The following is a 20,430-nucleotide window of genomic DNA, read 5'->3' as shown; positions in this document are numbered from 1 at the left end:
TTACCCTCTAATCTTGTGGTGCTTCTTTGCGCGGTGCGTTGCTCTTTTTGCGGCGACGCGGACGACGCTTTTTCGGTGCGTCTTTTTCGCTGGCACGGTTATCAATATTTTTGATCAACTCACGTTGGGCGTCTTCGTTAGCGTATTGGAATTCTTGCCACCAAGCGCCTAAACCGCCTAACTGAGTGCCGCTTAATTCGCGAATCAACAAGAAGTCGAACGAGGCGCGGAAACGAGCATGCTGCAACAAAATAAAAGCACGTTTGCCATAGCGTTTTGGTAGACGGAACTGCATATCCCAGATTTCACGCATCGGTGTAGAGAAACGACGTGGAATCGCCGTAGCTGCCACTTGGTTATCCAACACCATGCTAGCGGCTTGATGTAGCGCTGGTGTGGTTGGCATGCCCTGAGCCTCAAACTCTTCGTGTCTTAAGGTCACGCTTGGCCACAATAGGATCGCGTATAAGAAGTATGGTGCTGTGCTTTGACCACTTTGAATGCGGTCATCTGTGTTCTTTAGGCCTTGTAGGATGAAAGCTTCAGGGTCAATGTCGTCACGTTTCCAACCACTTTGCAAAATGGCTTCAGTGTCAGGGAAAAGGTATTTGAACAGGCCGTATTCGCGTAGCAAATGGAAAGTCTCAACCCCATTGCCGCTGCCCAGAAGTTTCAGCACTTCGTCGAATAAACGCGCAGGAGGAATATGGTCCAGCAGGTGTGCCATCTCTTTAATTGGCGCGGCGGTTTGAGCCTCAAGTTCAAAGCCAAGTTTGCCAGCAAAGCGAATGGCTCTAAGCATACGTACAGGGTCTTCTTGATAGCGCTGTACCGCGTCGCCAATAATGCGTATTTGTTTATTTTCGATGTCTGCTAAGCCGCCACAGTAGTCGTGGATGCTGAAATCTTGAACATTGTAGTAGAGCGCATTGAAAGTGAAGTCGCGACGTTCCGCATCCTCTTCAATATTGCCGTACACATTGTCTCGTAAAATAATGCCGTGGCTGGATTTTGCGGAATCTTTGCCTTTTAAGGATTCTTTCTGACTGTTGTGTGGTCGACTTTCTTGAGCGGTGTTCGCTCGGAAGGTAGAGACTTCAATAATCTCTCGTCCAAAGGTGACGTGAACAAGTCGAAAGCGACGGCCAATGAGTCGAGAGTTCGAGAACAGGTCATGAACTTCTTCTGGGGTCGCGTTGGTCACAACATCAAAATCTTTTGGCTCGATGTCGATAAGATGGTCTCGTATGCAGCCACCAACCAAGTAGGCATCAAATCCAGCTTTGTTTAAGCGGTACAGTACTTTTACTGCGTTAGGGCTTAAATTTTGGCGTGACAGAGTATGTTCGCTGCGTGGAATGATAATGGGGTAGTTCTGCGCCTGAGTTGGGGCGAGAAATGAGGTGGCTTTACGTACCAGAGATTTTAATCCTGTAAGCATTAGACGACAAATTTTAAAGTTAACAAAAAGGCTATTCTACACATGAAAGACAGAGATTTACATGGCTAAGTAATAGGATTGTTAGAGTAAATAGGAAGTTTAGAACGATTGGAAAGGGAATGAAGCGATTGAAAATAAAAGGAATCGCTTTGGATACATGAAGATACTAGTTCCGAAAACAAAGTGGGTGCTGCTTCAGCAGTTCTACTCAATTTTATTTTTATTATTGCATTGTTTTCATTGCCCGAAGGCTTGTATATCTAAAAAAATCAATTATCCAAAGCGATTTTCCATCCATGACCTCAGATCTTATTTTTGTTTTAAGAGGTCACGGTGTTCTTATCTATTATTTTTATTTTTAAGAACGTATTACGACGATCAACTTATTTTTATTATGGTCAATCTTGTTATCGTTATGGTCTCTATAAGGCATTTGTTGTGCCAGTTTTCTTAATATGCTGATTTAGTTAAGGTTTTTGTTTTGTTTGTGCACTTTTCCTGCAATATTGAAACTTTATTTCGTGAATATTGGTATCACTTGTTACTTTTTGAGTGTTACTTTTTTGCAATATTTAGCTTTTGCCTTCTCTCCCACAAACTTTTTCTAGAAATGCCCAGAGAGTGTGCAAGCTCGGTTTCACTCATGTGTTGTTGGTGCGTAATGACGAAATGTTTAAAGTAATCGTTGAGGGATGTGCCGTTCATTCCTTCGAGAATGCTGGTGGCTTGTTTAGCGGGTTCGGAGGCTTTTGATATATTGGCAAGTTTTAAATTTGCCGGATCAATTTTGCCTGGTGGACTAAGAATGACAGCTCGTTCTAGTGCGTTTTCTAGCTCTCGGACATTACCTGGCCAGTGGTGCGAACGTATCGCTTGGTCAAAGGCTTTGCTGTAATCGCAAGCTGGTCTATGGTGTTTTGCGCAAGCTTTCTCAAGAAGGATTTTAGCAATCATAGAGATGTCATCTCCACGCTGGCGCAGTGGCGGAAGCAGCAGTTCCATGACGTATAAACGATAGTATAAATCTTCACGAAACAGTCCTTGTTGGACCATTTTCATAAGGTCTCTGTGGGTTGCCGTGACTAGGCGTACATCCACCTTGGTAGACTGTATTGCCCCTACTCGGCGAATCTCGCCTTCTTGCAATACTCGTAGTAAGCGGGCTTGTGCTTCGAGGGGGAGCTCGCCGATTTCATCTAAAAAAAGTGTGCCCTTGTCGGCGGCGAAAATGAGGCCGTCTCGGGCGGATACTGCACCGGTGAAGGCCCCTTTCTCATGGCCGAAAAGCTCTGATTCTATTAGGTTTTCTGGGATGGCGGCACAGTTTACGCTAACAATATCGTGTTTGCTTCTTGGGCTTAAATTATGCAGTGCCTTGGCGACTAATTCTTTACCTGTCCCCGACTCCCCACGAATAAGCACAGTGACGTCTGTATGAGCAACCTTGGTCATGTCGCTGAACAATTCCTGCATTGGAGGGCATTGCCCTATGATGCCGCTCTGGGCGGTTCCTAGCTGTAGCTCAGGTGGTGTTGCTTCAAATAAAGTAGTGCTGTCATTCGATAGGGGCTGACTGCTGCTTACTTGGCCATCAAGAGCGTCAATCACATGCTTTAGTAATGTGTCAGGCTCAGAGGGTAGAGGTAGGTAGTAGACAGCCCCATGTGCCATGGCGTTCACCGCACTGCTTAAGCTTGGTCGAGCATCTAAAGCAATGTGAGGAGGGAAATCTTTGGGTAATGTGGTTGTGGTTTCTGAGGATTCGTTAAGGCACTCGTGATCTACCAGAGCAAGGTGGAATTCGCTTAGTTCGTAGTACTTTTCCGCTTGTTTCAGTGTCAGGCTGGTGTTTACTTGGAAGCCATATTTGGACAGCCACTTCTCGGCACTGCTGAGCTCTGAGTTTTCAGGGCAAATAATCAGTATGTGGTGCATAACGTAACCTCTTGTAACTAATGTAACGATTATACACACATGCTTCTCTGTGGGGGAAGCGTGCACACAATGTGTGAATTAGAGGTGTTAGATGAAGGTTTGGTCTTGTGACGCAAGAGGCATTTGGGTGATGTTGGCTAGTCGCTCAGGAGACCATAAGGGGATGGCTTGGCTTAAGGCGTGCTGTATGTTGTCGGCGCCCTCGAGCTGAATGCCTAAATAACTCAGTGCGCGGAGTAGGGTTTGCAGGTCCCCATCCATGATGGCTTTGGCGTGATTCTGTTTGCTTATCTTATCCCCTTGCGAATTCACCACTAGAGGGATGTGTCCAATGCTAGGGATAGGCCAGCCGAAAATATCGTATAGGTAAAGCTGTTGGGCTGTGGTTTCGATAAGGTCAGCCCCTCGCACGAGATGGCTAATACCTTGTAAGTGGTCATCGACTACGACCGCTAGTTGGTAAGAGAAAAAGTCGTCTTTTCGTTTCAGTACTGGGCAGTTGTGCTTTAGATCTTCGGTGAAACTCAATAAGCCTTGGATTCTGTCGGTATATTGGTAAAGGGTGTTGCTGGTTTTTAAGCGCCAAGAGTGCGCTTGTGAAATTTGGCTTGGGCAGATGTTGGGATGTAGACCTTGGTGTTTTGCTAAATTCTTGCGAGTGCAGTTGCAAGGGAAAACTAGATCAGCTTGTTTTAGTTGCTCAAGATAGTGCTCGTAAAGGTCGCTGTGCTGACTCTGGTAGCGAATCGCTTCGTCGGATTCTAAATGGTAACTGCTAAGGGTGGTGAGGATTTGTTGGCTGTATGCAGGGGTACAACGAGTACCATCCACATCTTCAATGCGAATGACCCATTGGCCATTGTGTTGCCTTGCATCCAGATAGCTCGCTAATGCGCTGACTAGCGAGCCAAAATGGAGTGGGCCGGTTGGCGAAGGTGCAAATCGGCCTCGATAGGGTGTCGACATGGACTAGCCGCCGATTTGTTTCTCTTTGATCTCGGCAAGCGTTTTACAGTCAATACACATGGTCGCTGTTGGGCGAGCTTCTAAACGGCGAATACCGATCTCGATGCCGCACTCATCACAGAAACCATAGTCATCTTCGTCGATGCGCTCAATTGTCTGAGTGATCTTCTTGACCAGTTTACGCTCACGGTCACGTGCACGCAGCTCAAGGCTAAACTCTTCTTCTTGGCTGGCGCGATCGTTAGGGTCCGCGTAGTTAACCGCTTCTTCTTGAAGGTGGTGAACGGTACGATCAACCTCTTCCATTAGGTTCTGTTTCCAGTTGAGCAGGATGCTTTTAAAGTGCGCCAACTGGTCTTCGTTCATGTATTCTTCGCCGTCCTTAGCTTGATAAGGGGTGAAGTCTTTCATTAATGAATCGGGGTTCATTTTTGGCATACGCATTGCCTCACTTCGCAGGTATTCCTTGTGGTAACCTGTAAACTAATAATGTTAGGTGGTTTATTTTTCGGGCGGAAACTTACCAGATAATACCCAAGTAGACCAGATATTTAATATCTTTTTGTCAAGAAAATTGAATTTATTAGAGAGTACTAGATGGAAAATAAAAAACTGGCGTCCCGCGTTGGTAAGGTGGCGCCGTTTCAGGTTATGGCGGTTTTAGAGCGTGCCAAGGCGCTTCAAGCCCAAGGAGAAGATGTTATCCATCTGGAAGTCGGTGAGCCAGATTTTGTTGCCCCAGCCACCATTGCAAAGGCAGGTGTGGAAGCAACTGAGCAAGGGAAAACTGGCTATACCTCGGCCACAGGCTTGCCGGAGTTAAAGCAAAAAATCAGTCAGCATTACGCCAAGCGCTATCAAGTAGAGGTGGACCCTGCTCGCATTATTGTGACGCCGGGAGCGTCTGGGGCGTTATTACTCATGTCTTCGCTCATGGTGGAGTCCGGCGATAATGTCTTAATGCCTGACCCCTGCTATCCCTGTAATCGTCACTTTTTAGTGCAGGTAGGGGCAGAGGCTAAATTGATCGAAACTCAGGCGACGAACGGGTTTGAAATTGAATTGTCCAGCTTAGATCAACACTGGGACAATGCGACTTCTGGCATGTGGCTGGCATCTCCTTCTAATCCGACTGGGGCGGTTTTGAGTCAGGAATATATCGCCGAGGCGTGGCAAAAAGTTCAACACTTGGGTGGTCATTTATTGGTGGATGAAATCTACCAAGGTCTGGTATACGACGGTGAAGACTTCACCGCGCTTAGTGTTAGTGATGAGGTGTTTGTCATTAATAGTTTCTCGAAGTACTTTGCCATGACGGGCTGGCGTTTAGGCTGGCTTGTGGTGCCTGAGTGGGCGATTGAAGGGGCAACAAAACTGGCGCAAAACTTATTTATCTCTGCGCCAAGTATTTCTCAGTATGCAGCCCTTAAAGCTTTTGATGACGAGGTCTTGCTAGAATGCGAGGCGCGACGTCAAACCTTGGCTAAGCGTCGTGATGTCTTGTTAGCGGGTATTCAAAGCTTAGGCTTACCTGTTGTTGCGCCAGCTCAAGGGGCATTCTATTTGTATGTAGATGTCTCAAGTGTGGCGGATGATGCCATGCAATGGTGTCTCGACTTGTTAGAAGAGCAAAAGGTAGCTCTAACACCTGGGGCGGACTTTGGCGTTAAAGACGCTGATAAATATGTACGCTTTGCCTATACCTGTGATGAAGCGCGACTCACCGAGGCGGTAGCGCGCATACAAAATTTTATACGCAATCGTCAGGACGCAGGCTAACCCCTGCGTCGCATTAGTAAAAAACCAGCCAGTAGGCAAATTAGGATAGGAATACTTACCCCAATGAAAGGTGGAAAGTCGGCTGCTATGCTCATTCTTCCAAAAAGGTTTAAGCCGTTTTGGAAGGCGAGCCCTATCATTACCCCCGAGAAAATCCTTCCTCCCATGGTCGATGATCGTAGTGGACCAAATACACTAGACAAGGCGACGAGTACCAAGGCTAACGAAGCTGCAGGGCGTAGCGTCTTGCTCCAGAACTCAAGTTCGTATGGGGAGCTGTCGAGTTTTTGGTCGCTCAGGTACATCTGGTAGCTAAGTAGTTGGCTCAAAGAAAGCGACTCCGCTTCTTGTGAGGCTAAAAATAAATGCTCAGGCTTAATACTCATTTGCCATTGTTTCGTGGCTTGCTTGGTAGCCTCAGTATGGTCATCAAAGAATAGCGTTTCGGTGACATCATGGAGTAGCCATGAGGTGCCATCTTGGTGTTGAGCATATTTAGCGCTGGTGGCACTTTTGAGCGTCTGCTCATTAGGAGAGAAGATTTTTATGCCGTAAATCTTTCCTTGATCGTCAGCGGCATCAATATAGATAAAGTTTTCGTCGGCCTTTAGCCAGACACCTCCGGTTAATGAGAAAGTGCCGCTGTTTTGATCTTGCAGCTTTTCAATCAAGTTGGCTTTTTGTTCTGCCGCGGGTGCGACGAATTCTGAAATGCCCATGCCAAGTAGAGAAACCATTAAGATAGGTTGGCAAGCCGCCATACCTATGCGCCAGATCGGCATGCCTGCGGCTCTCATAACAGTTAATTCTGAGGTGGACGCTAAGGTGCCTAGTCCCATTAATGTGCCAATCAGTGAGGCAATGGGAATGTACTCGGAGAATTTACCCGGCATGCGGTACAGTAGAACCTGTAACAAAGATTGAACGGTATAGTTGTCATTTACCTTCTTGATTTGTTCAATAAAGGTTAAGGCGTAGTCGAGACCGAGCAATACCAAGATCACAATAAAGAAAGCCCAAAGCACGCTGCTGGCAACATATCTGTCTATTTTTTTCATCAGGCTTGCCCCTCCATAGTTTGCTTGGGTAAGCGTGCAGCGCGTCGTTCAAATACTTGGTTGTATTGTAAGAAGAGTGCGCCAGCAATCAGCAGGAATAGGCCGTGAATCCACCATAAACCCAATTGGAGAGGGATCTTTTCTTTTTCCAGCGCGGTGCGTCCCCAAATGAGTAAAGCAATGTAGAAAATCATCAATAAAATGGCGGGTAGCATTTTAAAGAAACGTCCTTGCCTAGGGTTTACCTGACTCAAAGACAATCCAATGATGGCTAAAATAGGGATCATGATGACTAAGGAGATACGCCACTGCAACTCGATTTTTTCTAGTAGCTTGTCGCTGTTGATAAGGTGCCAAGTGCTTTGGGTGTAAGGGTCAGTAATCGGGTTCGGTAGCTTGTCTTCCATGCGTACCGCGTAGGTGTCGAATTTCGTCACGCGATAATTAGCGGTGCCTGGGTTACCTTCGTATTGAGTGCCGTTTTTAAAGACCAGATAGTTGTCACCGTTTTGTGAGTCCATGCGGATCTGTTCTGCATAGTCCGCGAAGGTTTGCGTCAGGACATTTTTACCTTGTTTTTTGGTCACGCCAGTCAGGAATATTTGGCTCATCCAGCCTTCTGGCGTAAAACTATCAATGTAGGTTGTGCGCTGTCCACTGCCTTGGAAGCGGCCAGGCAGCAAAAAGTCAAAAGTTGATAATTGATTTTGTTCTTGGGCTGCTTCAGCCGCTCGGTACTCTGCCGTGGGCGCTACCCAAAAATTAATCGCGGCACTGACGCAACCGATAATGGCGGCAATGCCTAGGGTGTAGCCAGCTAGCTTGATTTTGCTTACGCCACTAGAGAAAAGGACTGAGATCTCATTTTCAATGTAGAGTCGACCAAACGCCAATAACAAGGATAGGAAGAAAGCTAGGGGCAGAATGGTCTGTATAAAACTTGGTATATGAAAGCCGAGAATGATAAAAAGGAACTCAAAGGTCATTTTACCTTCGGTGGCTCGACCTAAGTAACTGACAAAGCGGCCGCTTAAAATGACAAGAAGTAGAATGAGTGTCACGCCAGCCGTTGACACCAGTACTTCTTTTGCCAAGTATTTGAATAATTTCAAATTCACCTCTAATGAATTGTGCTGTAAATGCGCGTAGAGTTGATTACATATATAAAGTCCCCATTATCTCGTGGTAAGAAGGACATTATCCAGTTTTTTTTAAAAGTATTATGTATAAGGGAGCTCCCATGAATACGGCGTTATTTGATCGCGTATCTAATGTTCAAGCAGATCTGCTTGTTGTTTTTGTTCCAAGTGAAGGGGTGTTGCCTGAGTCAACTGCTTGGGTTGATGGAAATGCCGATGGCCAACTTTTACAGTTGCGTGAGTCGGGTGTTTTTAAAGCAGGCCTAGGTCAAACGCTATTATTGCCAAGTGTTACACAAGATTTTTCACAGCCAGTTTTATTAGTGGGTCTTGGCAAAGGTGAAGCGCTATCCGACATGCAGGCGCGCAAAGTAGTTGCGGCCGTTGCAGGTGCAGTGAAAGGTTTACCATTTGCTGAAGTGGCACTGGCTAGCTCAGCTTTACAGGTAAAAAATCGTACTGCCAGCGAAGTGACTGCTTTGGTGGCTCAGTGGTTAAATGAAGGTTTCTATAACTTCTTGGGCTTTAAGCAAGACGATGCTGAGAAGGCGACTAAGGTTACGACATTGTTGCTTGAAGGCAGTGAAGAAAGTGCCTTGAAAATTGGTGCAGCAACCGCGAGCGGTTCAGCATTTGCTCGTCAATTAGGTAATTTGCCGGGCAATGTGTGTACGCCAAGTTACTTAGCTTCGAAAGCACAACACTTTGAAGAAGAATATGGCATCGAAGTGGAGTTACTCGACGAGACCAAAATGGATGAGCTAGGTATGCATTGTCTATTGTCTGTTGGTCGTGGCAGTGATCAGCCAAGCTATTTGATCGTGATGCATTACCGTGGTGGTGAAGAAGGTGATGCGCCTCATGTGTTGTTAGGTAAAGGTATTACGTTTGATACCGGTGGTATCTCGTTGAAGCCGGGTGCCAAAATGGATGAGATGAAGTACGACATGTGTGGTGCGGCCAGTGTCTTTGGGACCATGAAAACTATTTGTGAGTTAAAACCGAAACTGAACTTTACCGCAGTCGTTGCGGCAGCGGAAAACATGCCAAGTGGTCGTGCTACTAAGCCTGGTGATATTGTGAAAACCATGTCGGGCAAAACCGTTGAAGTGCTCAACACTGATGCGGAAGGTCGCCTAGTGCTGTGCGACGCATTGACTTACATTGAGCGCTTCCAGCCTAAATCTGTTGTCGATATTGCCACGTTAACAGGGGCTTGTGTGGTTGCTTTGGGTAGCGTCAACTCTGGTATGTACGCAAACAATGATGATTTGGCCGCCGACTTAAAAGCTGCGAGCCAAACCTCTGGAGACAAAATCTGGCAAATGCCACTGGATGAAGAATACCAGCAGCAACTAGACAGCAACTTTGCGGATATCGGTAATATTGGTGGTCCGGAAGCTGGTTCTGTTACCGCAGCATGTTTCTTATCTCGCTTTACTCAGTCTTACCCTTGGGCGCATCTTGATATTGCGGGCACGGCATGGACTGGTGGTGCCGCGAAAGGTGCCAGTGGTCGCCCTGTTGCACTATTAACTCGTTACTTATTAGACAAAGCTAACTAGTTAGCAAAAGCTCTTAAAAAAGCAGCGTTTGTTTTACAGACGCTGCTTTTTTTTGGCCAAAATTTACGCTTTTTTACCCTAGTGAAAGTGGCTGTTGGCTAGACTTTTTGGGTCGTCAATGAGAAAGTGGAACACAATTATATCGAGTGTAACGTTCCGCGTTTGTTGATCGATTCATTGAATTTCATAATTTACACGGTTTTATTTATGTCAGATTTAGCCACACAAGCTGAACAAAGTGGTTTCGAGCCAGACGAAGAGACATTGATTAGCGCTTTGCGTAATCAAGATGATATCCCTATTTTAATGGATGTGGTGACAGAGCAAGTAAGCGCCAGCCTAAGCCAAGCGGATCATTTACAACATACTCTTAGTGATCAGCCTACTGAGCTAGAGGTGACTGCCAGCGATGCCAAAATAGAGGCCGTTGAAAATGTCGCAACAGACAATGGGCCCACTGCCGAACAGATTTCACAAGCAGTGGAAAGTGTGTTGCAGAAGCGTTTGCCTGAGCTGGTTTCGGAAGTGTTGCAAGCGCTCAATAGCCAGTCTGCCAAATAATCTCTCTAGAAGAATCTAAGTTTGTCGCTTTTTGTCGGCGAAAAGAAGCCGCTGTGTTTTTTTATCTCGCCACAACACGCTATAATCCCTGAAAATTTTATTTATCGCCAAATAACGAGCTTATAAGACACCATAATGGAAAAGACCTACCAACCTCAAAGTATCGAACAACCTATTTATCAACGTTGGGAAGAGGGTGGCTATTTCACACCTCAAGGCAACGGTTCGCCTTTTTCTATCATGATACCGCCGCCAAATGTCACCGGCAGCTTGCACATGGGGCATGCTTTTCAGCACACCCTTATGGATGCCATGATTCGTCGTGAGCGTATGAAAGGCAGCCGCACCTTATGGCAGCCAGGTTGTGATCATGCTGGTATCGCAACTCAAATGGTCGTCGAGCGTCAGTTGGCGGCGCAAAATGTTACTCGCCATGAGCTAGGACGCGAAAAATTCCTTGATAAAGTTTGGCAATGGAAAGAAGAGTCTGGCGGTACTATTTCTGATCAGATGCGTGTCCTAGGGGACTCCGTCGCTTGGGATAAAGAACGCTTCACTATGGACCCTGGTATGTCTGCAGCTGTGCAAGAAGTGTTTGTACGCTTGTTTGACGAAGGTATTATTTACCGCGGCCAAAGATTGGTGAACTGGGACCCTGTGCTGCACACTGCGATCTCTGATCTTGAAGTCTTGTCAGAAGAAGAAAACGGCTTCATGTGGTATTTCCGTTACCCATTAGCAGATGGTGTGAAAACAGCGGAAGGTAAAGATTATATTGTGGTAGCGACCACACGCCCTGAAACCATGTTTGGTGATGCAGCTGTTGCTGTGGCGCCAGATGACGAGCGTTTCACGGATCTTGTTGGTAAAGAAGTGGAATTGCCATTGGTTGGCCGTCGCATTCCTATCGTTGCCGATGAATATGTTGATAAAGAGTTTGGTACCGGTTGTGTGAAAATCACTCCAGCTCACGACTTCAACGACTACGAAGTGGGTAAGCGCCACGACATGCCTTTGATCAACATCATGACAGACGATGCGGCGATCAATGATGTGGCGCCAGAGAAATACCGTGGTATGGATCGTTTCGACGCTCGCAAAGCGGTTGTTGCTGATTTCGATGCGCTAGGCTTGCTTGAGAAAGTACAAGATCACAAATTAAAAGTGCCTCGCGGTGAGCGTGGTAATACCGTTATCGAACCTTATTTGACTCAGCAATGGTATGTGGCGGTGGAGTCCTTAGCGAAACCTGCCATTGAAGCTGTTGAAAACGGTGATATCCAATTCGTTCCTAAGCAATGGGAAAACACTTACTTTGCTTGGATGCGCGACTTACAAGACTGGTGTATTTCTCGTCAGTTGTGGTGGGGACACCAAATTCCTGCTTGGTACGATGCGGACGGCAAAGTTTATGTGGGTAAAGACGAAGCGGAAGTTCGAGCGAAATATAACTTGGCGGCGGATGTAGAGCTAAGCCAAGATGAAGATGTATTAGATACTTGGTTCTCCTCGGCGCTGTGGACCTTTGCGACTCAAGGTTGGCCAGAAGAAACTCAAGATTTTGCTGAATTCAGTGAATCTGATGTATTGGTAACCGGCTTTGATATCATCTTCTTCTGGGTTGCCAGAATGATCATGATGACCTTGAAGTTCACTGACAAAGTACCTTTCAAAACTGTTTACATCACAGGTCTTATCCGTGATGAACGTGGTGACAAGATGTCCAAGTCCAAGGGTAACGTTATCGACCCTCTGGATTTGATCAATGGTATTGATATTGAATCACTCGTGGCGAAACGTACCTACGGTATGATGCAGCCACGCCTTGCGGAAAAAGTTGAGAAGAACACCCGCGAAACCTACCCAGAAGGTATCCAAGCCTACGGAACAGATGCGTTGCGCTTTACTTTATGCTCTTTGGCGTCAGGTGGACGAGACATTAAGTTCGATCTTAACCGCCTGGAAGGCTACCGCAACTTCTGTAACAAGATTTGGAATGCTACTCGCTATGTGTTGATGAACACAGAGGATCAAGACTGTGGTCAGCAAGGTGCAGAAGTAGAATTATCCCTTGCTGATAAGTGGATTATTTCTCGCCTACAAAATGCCGAGGAAGCAGTGAACCGTGCATTCGATACCCATCGTTTCGATCTGGCTTCACAAGCGCTGTATGAGTTCATGTGGCACGAGTACTGTGATTGGTACTTAGAGCTTTCTAAGCCAGTATTGTGGGATGAAAATGCTACCCAAGCTCAACTAACCGGTACTCGTCGTACCTTGGTTCGTGTATTGGAAGCCTTCTTGCGTCTTGCTCACCCAATGATGCCTTTCCTAACGGAAGAAATTTGGCAGCGCATTGCGCCATTGGCGGGTGTAACAGGCGAGACCATTATGCTTGCTGAGTACCCACAAGCGGAAGAAGATAGAAAAGATGCAGCAGCAGAAGCTGATGTTGAATGGTTGAAAGGTGTGATTGAAGGTATCCGTAATATTCGCGGAGAAATGAATATCGCTCCGTCTAAGCCTTTGACTGTGCTAATGCGTAATGGCGCAGAGCAAGACAAAGCACGCTTGGAAGCCAATGTGACTTTCTTGCAAACTCTAGCCAAGCTAGAGGCTGTGACTTGGCTAAATGCCGGTGATGAAGCACCAATGTCTGCCACGGCCCTAGTTGGGGATATGGAAGTCTTGGTACCAATGGCTGGCTTGATCGATAAAGAAGCAGAGCTTGCTCGTTTGCAAAAAGAGATCGACAAGGCCTCTAAGGACCTACAACGTATTCAGGGCAAACTTTCTAACGAAAGCTTTGTTGCAAAAGCCCCAGAAGCCGTGGTGGCAAAAGAAAGAGCTAAGTGTGACGACTTACAATTAGCGGTAAGCAAATTGGAAGAGCAAAAGCAGTCAATCGAAACGCTTTAAGAAAAACGTAAAAAATACAAAAAATTAACGCCAGATATCGTGATGATATCTGGCGTTCGCTTACTTTAATAAAAATAAAAAAGAGGCGCTATCTATGCAAAAGTTAACAGGTAAGGTTAAGTGGTTTAATGACGCCAAAGGCGTAGGTTTTATTGAGCGTGCCGACGACAGTGATGTTTTTGTGCACTATAAATCGATTGCCCTAGAGGGCCATAAAACTTTACGAAAAGGCCAGCCAGTCAGTTTCCAGTTAGTGGAAACAGAATTTGGAATACAGGCCGTTGATGTGATGCCCAGTGATAAAGAGCCAAGGGTTGTTGCAGGGCAAGATGCTCTACAGGTCATGGGCGGTTAAGATCATTGAGCGTCGCCATCATATCTCTATGAATAGGTTGAATTAGGTTATGGCAGATCAGCCAATAGTGGATCAAGATACGGAAGACGCTAAGTGGATGGCCAAGGCGCTTGAACTGGCTGATTTGGCGGCTTCACATTATGAGATCCCGGTTGGGGCGATAGTCGTGAGTCAGGGTGAAATTATTGGGGAAGGTTATAACTCTCCTATTTCCCTGTGCGATCCGACGGCGCACGCGGAAATTCAAGCAATTCGAGCAGCCTGCCAAAACACCAATAATTACCGTCTTTCTGACGCCACTTTATACGTCACACTCGAACCTTGCAGCATGTGCGCTGGTGCTATTGTGCATTCGCGAATTGCTCGTGTTGTTTATGGGGCCACGGAGCCAAAAAGTGGTGTGGTGGAGAGTCAAACGCGGTTTTTTGAGGTGGATTATATTAACCGTTCGGTCCAAACAAAAGGCGGCGTCATGGCCGATAAAGCCTCGGCTCAGCTAACAAAATTCTTCCAATACCGCCGTGAACAAAAAAAGAAACTCAGACAGGCGTCAAAACTCTCTGAATAGCAGTTTTTTTGCAGATTTTTAGTTTAAATTGCATACTTTTCTAGCCTCTATTTGCCTCATTGTTTTAAAATACGCGCATTATTTCCCCCAAAACTACCAAGTGAGGCAAAACTCAACATGCTAACCCTGCATGGTTCCGCAGCGCTATCGGCGTTTCGTAAGGCAAAGTTATTGGCCAATATGCAAGATGCTGTGTCTACAGTCACAGATATTGACGCAGAATTTCTCCACTTTGTGGAGCTAGTTGATGGTCAAACACTTTCACCCGCACAAGAAGCTGTTCTTCAACGTGCGCTAGCCTACGGTCCTAAATCCTCCCAAGTAAGTTCATCAGAGCAAAGTGTATTAGTCGTTCCTCGTTTGGGCACGATTTCACCTTGGTCTTCCAAAGCAACGGATATCCTTCACAACTGTGGTCTAAGTACCGTGTCGCGTGTTGAACGCGGTGTGGAATACTTTATCCACAGCGAGAGCCCTCTTAGCCTAGAAGAGCTTGATCTGTTGTCCGAAATGCTACACGACAGAATGACAGAAAGTGTGCTGCCAGCCTTGGCTGATGCCAGTCAAATGTTCTCTCATGCTGAACCTGCTCCCATGACCAGTGTGGACGTGCTAGGTGGTGGTCGTGATGCTTTGGTGCAAGCTAACCAAGCTTTAGGTCTGGCATTGGCTGAAGATGAGATCGACTACCTAGTTGACTCCTTTGTAGAGTTGGGGCGCAACCCAATTGATGTCGAGCTGATGATGTTTGCGCAGGCAAACTCAGAGCATTGTCGTCATAAAATTTTCAATGCCTCATGGACGATCGATGGCGAAGAGCAAGAACGCTCTTTGTTCAAAATGATCAAGAATACCCATGAGCATAATCCAGACGGTACTTTATCGGCATATAAAGATAATGCTGCGGTGATGGAAGGCCACAAAGCGGGTCGTTTCTTCCCATCATCTGAAACTCGTGAGTACGACTTTAGCCACGAGAACATTGATATCTTGATGAAGGTAGAAACGCACAACCACCCAACTGCGATTTCACCTTTTTCTGGTGCCGCAACGGGCTCTGGTGGTGAGATTCGTGACGAAGGCGCGACAGGTATTGGTGCGAAACCAAAAGCGGGCCTAAGTGGTTACACAGTATCGGATCTGAAAATCCCTGGTTATGTACAGCCTTGGGAAAGCCAGTATGGTAAGCCTTCACGCATAGTGACACCTCTCGACATCATGATCGAAGGTCCTATCGGTGGTGCAGCGTTTAACAATGAGTTTGGACGCCCTAACTTGCTAGGTTACTTCCGTACTTATGAGCAAAGTATTCAAGGCCCTTCTCAACCGGAAGTGCGTGGTTACCATAAGCCAATTATGCTGGCGGGTGGTCTTGGTAATATTCGCCGTGAGCACGTTGAAAAAGACGAAATTAAAGTTGGCGCTAAGCTTATCGTGCTAGGCGGGCCAGCTATGCTGATCGGTCTTGGTGGTGGTGCGGCGTCTTCTATGGCCTCTGCGGATGGTAACGAAGACCTTGATTTCGCTTCAGTACAACGTGGTAACCCAGAAATGGAGCGCCGTTGTCAGGAAGTAATCGACCGTTGTTGGCAGCTTGGCGATAAAAACCCAATCAGCTTTATCCATGATGTGGGTGCTGGTGGTTTGTCTAACGCCTTGCCTGAGCTAGTAAAAGACGGTGAGCGTGGTGGTAGTTTCGATCTTCGCAAAGTCTTAAACGACGAGCCGGGCATGTCACCATTAGAAATCTGGTGTAACGAGTCTCAAGAACGTTATGTGATGGCAGTTTCTCCAGATCGTATTGAAGAATTTACGGCGATCTGTGAGCGTGAGCGTTGCCCATTTGCAATCGTTGGTGATGCCAAAGAAGAATTACACCTTGAAGTTGCAGATGAGCACTTTGCTAATAAGCCTGTCGATCTGCCAATGTCTGTGTTGTTTGGTAAGCCACCTAAAATGCATCGTGAAGCCAACAAAGCTGTGATTGCTGGGGATGACTTTACTGCACTGAACCTTGATCTTGCTGAAGCGGCGGAACGAGTTCTTAATCTACCAACGGTGGCCAGCAAGAACTTCTTGATCACCATTGGCGATCGCTCCATTACGGGTATGGTTGCACGGGATCAATTGGTTGGTCCTTGGCAAGTGCCGGTAGCAGACGTTGCGGTGACAACTTCGTCACTGGACAGCTACACAGGCGAAGCCATGACCATGGGTGAGCGTACACCTGTCGCACTATTGGATGCGCCAGCTTCTGGTCGTATGGCGGTCGGTGAGGCGCTAACCAACTTAGCAGCGGCACAAATTACTAAACGTAATCACATTAAATTGTCTGCGAACTGGATGGCGGCGGCTGGCCATGAAGGGGAAGATGAAAAACTGTACCAAACTGTTAAAGCGGTTGGTATGGAGTTGTGTCCTGCTCTAGATATTGCCATCCCGGTAGGTAAAGACTCTATGTCTATGAAGACAGTATGGAAGGAAGACGGCGAAGAGAAAGCCGTTACTTCACCTCTGTCTTTGGTGATTACGGCCTTTGCTCCTGTGGCGGATGTGCGTAAAACTTTGACGCCAGAATTGCAAAACAAAGCGGATACACGCTTGTTATTGATTGATCTAGGTGCTGGCCAAAACCGTCTAGGGGGTTCTGTCATTGCTCAGGTTTATAACAAGCTGGGTCAGCAGGCGCCAGACGTTGATGATGCGGCAGCACTTGCTGGCTTCTTCGATACGACTCAAGCCTTGAATGCAGCAGGCAAATTGCTGGCTTACCATGACAGATCAGATGGTGGTGCGTTTGCTACCTTGACCGAAATGTCTTTCGCGAGTCACTTAGGTCTAAACATTGATATGGATGCACTGGTAGCTGACGCTACTCAAGTTGCGCCAGCATTGTTCAATGAAGAGCTGGGTGCTGTTGTTCAGGTCAATGATGCTGATGTTGCCGAGATTATTGCGGCTTACCAAGCAGTTGGTGTACAGGTGAAAGAAATTGCTACCTTGTCTGGTGATAATTCAATCCGTGTACGTTACCAAGGCGAAGTATTGCTAGAAGAAACGCGTATCAACTGGCAGCGAATTTGGTCGCAAACCAGTTACCGTATTCAAGCGCTACGTGATAATCCAGATTCTGCTCAGCAAGAATTCGATAATCTATTAGACGCTAACGACCCAGGTTTGTCTGCTCAAGTGAGCTTTGATCAAAATGCCGACCCAGTAGCAGATCTTATTGCCTCTGGTGTGAAACCGAAAATTGCGGTACTGCGTGAGCAGGGTGTTAATGGTCAAGTGGAAATGGCAGCGGCTTTCCATAAGGCTGGCTTTACACCCGTTGATGTTCATATGAGTGATATCTTATCGGGTCGCGTTACACTGGACGCCTTTAATGGTCTTGTGGCTTGTGGCGGTTTCTCTTACGGTGACGTATTGGGCGCTGGTGAAGGTTGGGCGAAATCCATTCTGTTTAACCCGATTGCCCGCGATCAATTCGAATCCTTCTTCCACCGTGAAGACACATTCGCTCTAGGTGTGTGTAACGGTTGTCAGATGCTGTCTAACTTGCACGAGCTTATTCCGGGTGCCGAGCATTGGCCGAAATTCGTTCGTAACCAGTCTGCGCAATTTGAAGCACGTCTGGTACAAGTGGAAGTACAAGAGTCTAACTCTATCTTGTTGGCTGGCATGGAAGGCTCGCGCCTACCAATTGCGGTCGCTCATGGTGAAGGTCAAACTGAATACCGTAACGAGCAAGATATGGCAGCACTGGCTTCGGCGTCGCAAATTGCTTTGCGTTATGTTGATAACTACGGTCAGGCCACTCAGCGTTACCCATTCAACCCGAATGGTTCAGCTGAAGGTGTCACGGGTTTAACTTCTGCTGATGGTCGCGTCACCATTATGATGCCGCACCCAGAGCGTGTTTACCGTACGGTTCAGCACAGCTGGCATCCAGCAGATTGGCAAGAACAAGCCCCTTGGTTGCGCTTGTTCCAAAACGCCAGAAAATGGTTGGGCTAATCGCCACATTTTAGTCTGATAATAAAGACCTTCTAGTCGCAGGATTAGAAGGTTTTTTTTCGACTAAATATTCTACTAAGTGTGTGATTTTACTCTGGGCATACTTGTTACGTTCAATGGCGTAGTAACGGCCAATGTTACCTTTGTGTTCAGAAAGAGCCACGAGTTGTCCATTGTTTAGATCTTCTTCTATTAAAGCAAAAGGGCATAGGGCGATACCTTGTGCGGCAAGAGTCGCCATCTTTAGCAGATGGAAATCTTCATATATTATTTGTGAGGGCTGGGCGAGAGAAAGTCCTCGATCTAAAAACCAGTTTTGCCAACCGGCGATGGAATGGTCATGTAGTAAGTCTGCACTGAGTAAATCCTCATTGGATACAGGCTGCTTTAGTCGCTCCAAATAAATCGGGCTGCAAACTGGTAGGGTTTCACCAGATAGGATCTTTGTTCGTAACTCTCCATGATTGGATTCTTTGTCATAGCTGCCAATCAACAGGCTGTTTTCATCGAGATAGTCTGGGGCGGATGAATGGTAGTTGATAATAAGTTCGTACTGTGGGAATGGCTCTTTGAAGGCGAGCAACCTAGGTAGTAGCCATGGCTCGATTAAAGAGGGTAAGCAATAAATTGTGATGGTGTTATTAGACCCATGTGCAGGTTCACAAAGCACTTGATCTATGTGATCGAAAGGTGCAGCAAGTTCATCCGCTAGCTTTTTTCCTTCCGGCGTTACCTTTAACTGCCTGCCAACTTTATAAAACAAGGTGTAACCCAGTTGCGCTTCTAGGCGTTTAATCTGATGACTGACCGCAGATTCAGTTAAATGCAAATACTCCGCTGTGCGTTTAAGGCTTTTAAAGCGCACCACAAGATGCAATGTATGTAATGCCGCGTAGGGGTGATTCATTCTTCATCTCTGTACAAATTGTCATGTATTAAAAGATATTGTCATTTTATTTGGTTTTCCAGCTTTATTAGTCTTAAGCAAAGTATCAAACATATTGAGGGGAAAGCAGGTGAGTAAAGTGGAAGCAGCCTATCGTGCAGGGCCGGGATCAAAACTAGAGATAAATGAAGATTTTTATAATGCCCTAAAAGAAGGTAAGGCTAAGCGTACCTTGGTGGAAACCGTGAAAGTACCCATGCGTTCAGGCAAAGCATGGGAGGTGCCAGCAGGGCATATTTTCCGTATTCGCGTATCGGAAGGTCCTCAAGTGGGGGACTTTAATATGTGGAATAAGCATAACCCTAGAGAAAAAATGTGGGCTTCCCGTAGTCGTCAATTACAAAGGGCTCATGTCAGCACCCACGACAGGTTGTGGTCTACATTGCCGTTTTTGCGTCCTATGGTGACAATTGTTGACGACAGCCTAGCGGATTATGGAATAGATGATGAAGGTGGTCGAGTGCATGATTTACTCGGTACCCGTTGTGATCCCTATGTAAACAACCTACTAACAGGCGAAGACTTTGACTTTCATTGTCACTCAAACCTTGTGCGCGCGGTATTGCCTTATGGCCTGACAGAGTTTGATGTACACGACGTGTTAAATGTTTTTCAGTGCACAGGTTTAAATGGAGAAGATAAATACTTCATGAAAGCCTGCCCAGCGAAAAAAGGTGACTATCTGGAGTTTTTTGCGGAAATAGATTTATTGTGTGCCATGTCCTGTTGCCCGGGCGGTGATTTATCTGTGGACCTTTGGGGGCCAGACGCCCAAGACCCACTATCAACTTGTCATCCACTAGAGGTAGAAATTTATAAATTAGAGCCAGCTGCGCTAGATGGATGGGAGCAGCCAAAACGAGCGGCCTATACGGGCAATCATGGTTTGAGTTCACCGACAGTGAATTGGGAGGCAGAGAAAGCCAAGTTAGCCTGCGGTAATTGATGGATAATTGTACAGAAATGGCGAAATCTGATGGTTTAGTGAACAAACAAACGGATTATTTAAACTAACGTCACTTAATTCAAAATTAATTGGTCTTTTTTAAAGAAAAGGGTTGCACTAAATCTGTAGATCCTTAATATACGCCCTCGCTGACACGGACAGGGCTTCACTCTTTAAGAGAAACGAAGCAGCTTAAGTGGTACGGCAACGCTCTTTAAAATAGATAATCAGATAA

Annotated in this window: 15 protein-coding genes; 8 read left to right on the top strand and 7 right to left on the bottom strand. The window is 46.4% G+C overall.

What is annotated here, in order from left to right; all coding sequences use genetic code 11:
- Positions 1-7: 7 nt before the first annotated feature.
- From pcnB to dksA, 4 genes are all read right to left on the bottom strand, one after another.
- On the bottom strand, positions 8-1,441 hold the full coding sequence (gene pcnB, locus ACUM5Y_RS14045; RefSeq protein ID WP_445977514.1) for a polynucleotide adenylyltransferase PcnB: 1,434 nt from the start codon (positions 1,439-1,441) through the stop codon (positions 8-10).
- 555 nt (positions 1,442-1,996) lie between these two features.
- Positions 1,997-3,376: a sigma-54-dependent transcriptional regulator gene (locus tag ACUM5Y_RS14040; RefSeq protein WP_445977513.1), complete on the bottom strand. Its 1,380-nt coding sequence runs from the start codon at positions 3,374-3,376 to the stop codon at positions 1,997-1,999.
- Positions 3,377-3,463: 87 nt separating this feature from the next.
- On the bottom strand, positions 3,464-4,342 hold the full coding sequence (gluQRS, locus tag ACUM5Y_RS14035) for a tRNA glutamyl-Q(34) synthetase GluQRS (protein WP_445977512.1): 879 nt from the start codon (positions 4,340-4,342) through the stop codon (positions 3,464-3,466).
- A 3-nt stretch (positions 4,343-4,345) separates the two neighbouring features.
- Positions 4,346-4,780 (bottom strand): RNA polymerase-binding protein DksA, encoded by a 435-nt coding sequence (dksA, locus tag ACUM5Y_RS14030; RefSeq protein ID WP_445977626.1) that lies wholly within the window; start codon positions 4,778-4,780, stop codon positions 4,346-4,348.
- Positions 4,781-4,939: 159 nt separating this feature from the next.
- Between dksA and ACUM5Y_RS14025 the strand changes: the two genes are divergently transcribed.
- Positions 4,940-6,121, top strand: a complete 1,182-nt coding sequence (locus ACUM5Y_RS14025; protein WP_445977511.1) for an aminotransferase class I/II-fold pyridoxal phosphate-dependent enzyme — start codon at positions 4,940-4,942, stop codon at positions 6,119-6,121.
- Here ACUM5Y_RS14025 and lptG read toward each other — a convergent pair.
- Positions 6,118-7,179 carry an LPS export ABC transporter permease LptG gene (gene lptG, locus ACUM5Y_RS14020; RefSeq protein ID WP_445977510.1) on the bottom strand — a complete coding sequence of 354 codons (1,062 nt, stop codon included), beginning with the start codon at positions 7,177-7,179 and terminating at the stop codon, positions 6,118-6,120. The genes ACUM5Y_RS14025 and lptG overlap by 4 nt on opposite strands.
- Entirely contained in the window at positions 7,179-8,297 is a 1,119-nt protein-coding gene (lptF, locus tag ACUM5Y_RS14015; RefSeq protein WP_445977509.1) for an LPS export ABC transporter permease LptF, read from the bottom strand. The genes lptG and lptF overlap by 1 nt, the downstream gene beginning before the upstream one ends.
- Before the next feature lie 122 nt (positions 8,298-8,419).
- On the opposite strand from lptF, the gene ACUM5Y_RS14010 reads away from it, so the two are divergent.
- The 6 genes from ACUM5Y_RS14010 to purL all read left to right on the top strand — a co-directional run bounded on the left by ACUM5Y_RS14010 (position 8,420) and on the right by purL (position 18,303).
- Positions 8,420-9,883, top strand: coding sequence for a leucyl aminopeptidase (locus ACUM5Y_RS14010; protein ID WP_445977508.1), 1,464 nt, complete (start codon positions 8,420-8,422; stop codon positions 9,881-9,883).
- Between the two features lie 207 nt (positions 9,884-10,090).
- The gene (locus ACUM5Y_RS14005) at positions 10,091-10,444 is read left to right on the top strand and encodes a hypothetical protein (protein WP_445977507.1); all 354 of its coding nucleotides are present in this window, start codon (positions 10,091-10,093) and stop codon (positions 10,442-10,444) included.
- Positions 10,445-10,579: 135 nt separating this feature from the next.
- Positions 10,580-13,363 (top strand): valine--tRNA ligase, encoded by a 2,784-nt coding sequence (locus ACUM5Y_RS14000; protein WP_445977506.1) that lies wholly within the window; start codon positions 10,580-10,582, stop codon positions 13,361-13,363.
- 94 nt (positions 13,364-13,457) lie between these two features.
- Positions 13,458-13,718, top strand: a complete 261-nt coding sequence (locus ACUM5Y_RS13995) for a cold-shock protein (RefSeq protein ID WP_445977505.1) — start codon at positions 13,458-13,460, stop codon at positions 13,716-13,718.
- A gap of 49 nt (positions 13,719-13,767) precedes the next feature.
- A complete protein-coding gene (tadA, locus tag ACUM5Y_RS13990; RefSeq protein WP_445977504.1) occupies positions 13,768-14,286 on the top strand; it encodes a tRNA adenosine(34) deaminase TadA in 519 nt (172 codons plus the stop codon).
- A 117-nt stretch (positions 14,287-14,403) separates the two neighbouring features.
- Positions 14,404-18,303, top strand: coding sequence for a phosphoribosylformylglycinamidine synthase (gene purL, locus ACUM5Y_RS13985; RefSeq protein WP_445977503.1), 3,900 nt, complete (start codon positions 14,404-14,406; stop codon positions 18,301-18,303).
- 10 nt (positions 18,304-18,313) lie between these two features.
- Here the strand turns inward: purL and ACUM5Y_RS13980 are convergent, their stop codons facing one another.
- Entirely contained in the window at positions 18,314-19,210 is an 897-nt protein-coding gene (locus ACUM5Y_RS13980; RefSeq protein WP_445977502.1) for a LysR family transcriptional regulator, read from the bottom strand.
- A gap of 109 nt (positions 19,211-19,319) precedes the next feature.
- On the opposite strand from ACUM5Y_RS13980, the gene ACUM5Y_RS13975 reads away from it, so the two are divergent.
- Entirely contained in the window at positions 19,320-20,195 is an 876-nt protein-coding gene (locus tag ACUM5Y_RS13975) for an urea carboxylase-associated family protein (protein WP_445977501.1), read from the top strand.
- Positions 20,196-20,430: the final 235 nt, after the last annotated feature.

The sequence above is a fragment of the Marinomonas dokdonensis genome (assembly GCF_052747885.1).
The sequence above is the reverse complement of the archived record's forward strand: the minus strand, read 5'-3'. Positions and strand labels throughout refer to the sequence as shown.

What these genes read in the sequence shown, in the direction of transcription:
- pcnB (WP_445977514.1), bottom strand. Translation starts at nt 1,441, where the DNA reads ATGCTTACAGGATTAAAATCTCTGGTACGTAAAGCCACCTCATTTCTC.
- ACUM5Y_RS14040 (WP_445977513.1), bottom strand. Translation starts at nt 3,376, where the DNA reads ATGCACCACATACTGATTATTTGCCCTGAAAACTCAGAGCTCAGCAGT.
- gluQRS (WP_445977512.1), bottom strand. Translation starts at nt 4,342, where the DNA reads ATGTCGACACCCTATCGAGGCCGATTTGCACCTTCGCCAACCGGCCCA.
- dksA (WP_445977626.1), bottom strand. Translation starts at nt 4,780, where the DNA reads ATGCCAAAAATGAACCCCGATTCATTAATGAAAGACTTCACCCCTTAT.
- ACUM5Y_RS14025 (WP_445977511.1), top strand. Translation starts at nt 4,940, where the DNA reads ATGGAAAATAAAAAACTGGCGTCCCGCGTTGGTAAGGTGGCGCCGTTT.
- lptG (WP_445977510.1), bottom strand. Translation starts at nt 7,179, where the DNA reads ATGAAAAAAATAGACAGATATGTTGCCAGCAGCGTGCTTTGGGCTTTC.
- ACUM5Y_RS14010 (WP_445977508.1), top strand. Translation starts at nt 8,420, where the DNA reads ATGAATACGGCGTTATTTGATCGCGTATCTAATGTTCAAGCAGATCTG.
- ACUM5Y_RS14005 (WP_445977507.1), top strand. Translation starts at nt 10,091, where the DNA reads ATGTCAGATTTAGCCACACAAGCTGAACAAAGTGGTTTCGAGCCAGAC.
- ACUM5Y_RS14000 (WP_445977506.1), top strand. Translation starts at nt 10,580, where the DNA reads ATGGAAAAGACCTACCAACCTCAAAGTATCGAACAACCTATTTATCAA.
- ACUM5Y_RS13995 (WP_445977505.1), top strand. Translation starts at nt 13,458, where the DNA reads ATGCAAAAGTTAACAGGTAAGGTTAAGTGGTTTAATGACGCCAAAGGC.
- tadA (WP_445977504.1), top strand. Translation starts at nt 13,768, where the DNA reads ATGGCAGATCAGCCAATAGTGGATCAAGATACGGAAGACGCTAAGTGG.
- purL (WP_445977503.1), top strand. Translation starts at nt 14,404, where the DNA reads ATGCTAACCCTGCATGGTTCCGCAGCGCTATCGGCGTTTCGTAAGGCA.
- ACUM5Y_RS13980 (WP_445977502.1), bottom strand. Translation starts at nt 19,210, where the DNA reads ATGAATCACCCCTACGCGGCATTACATACATTGCATCTTGTGGTGCGC.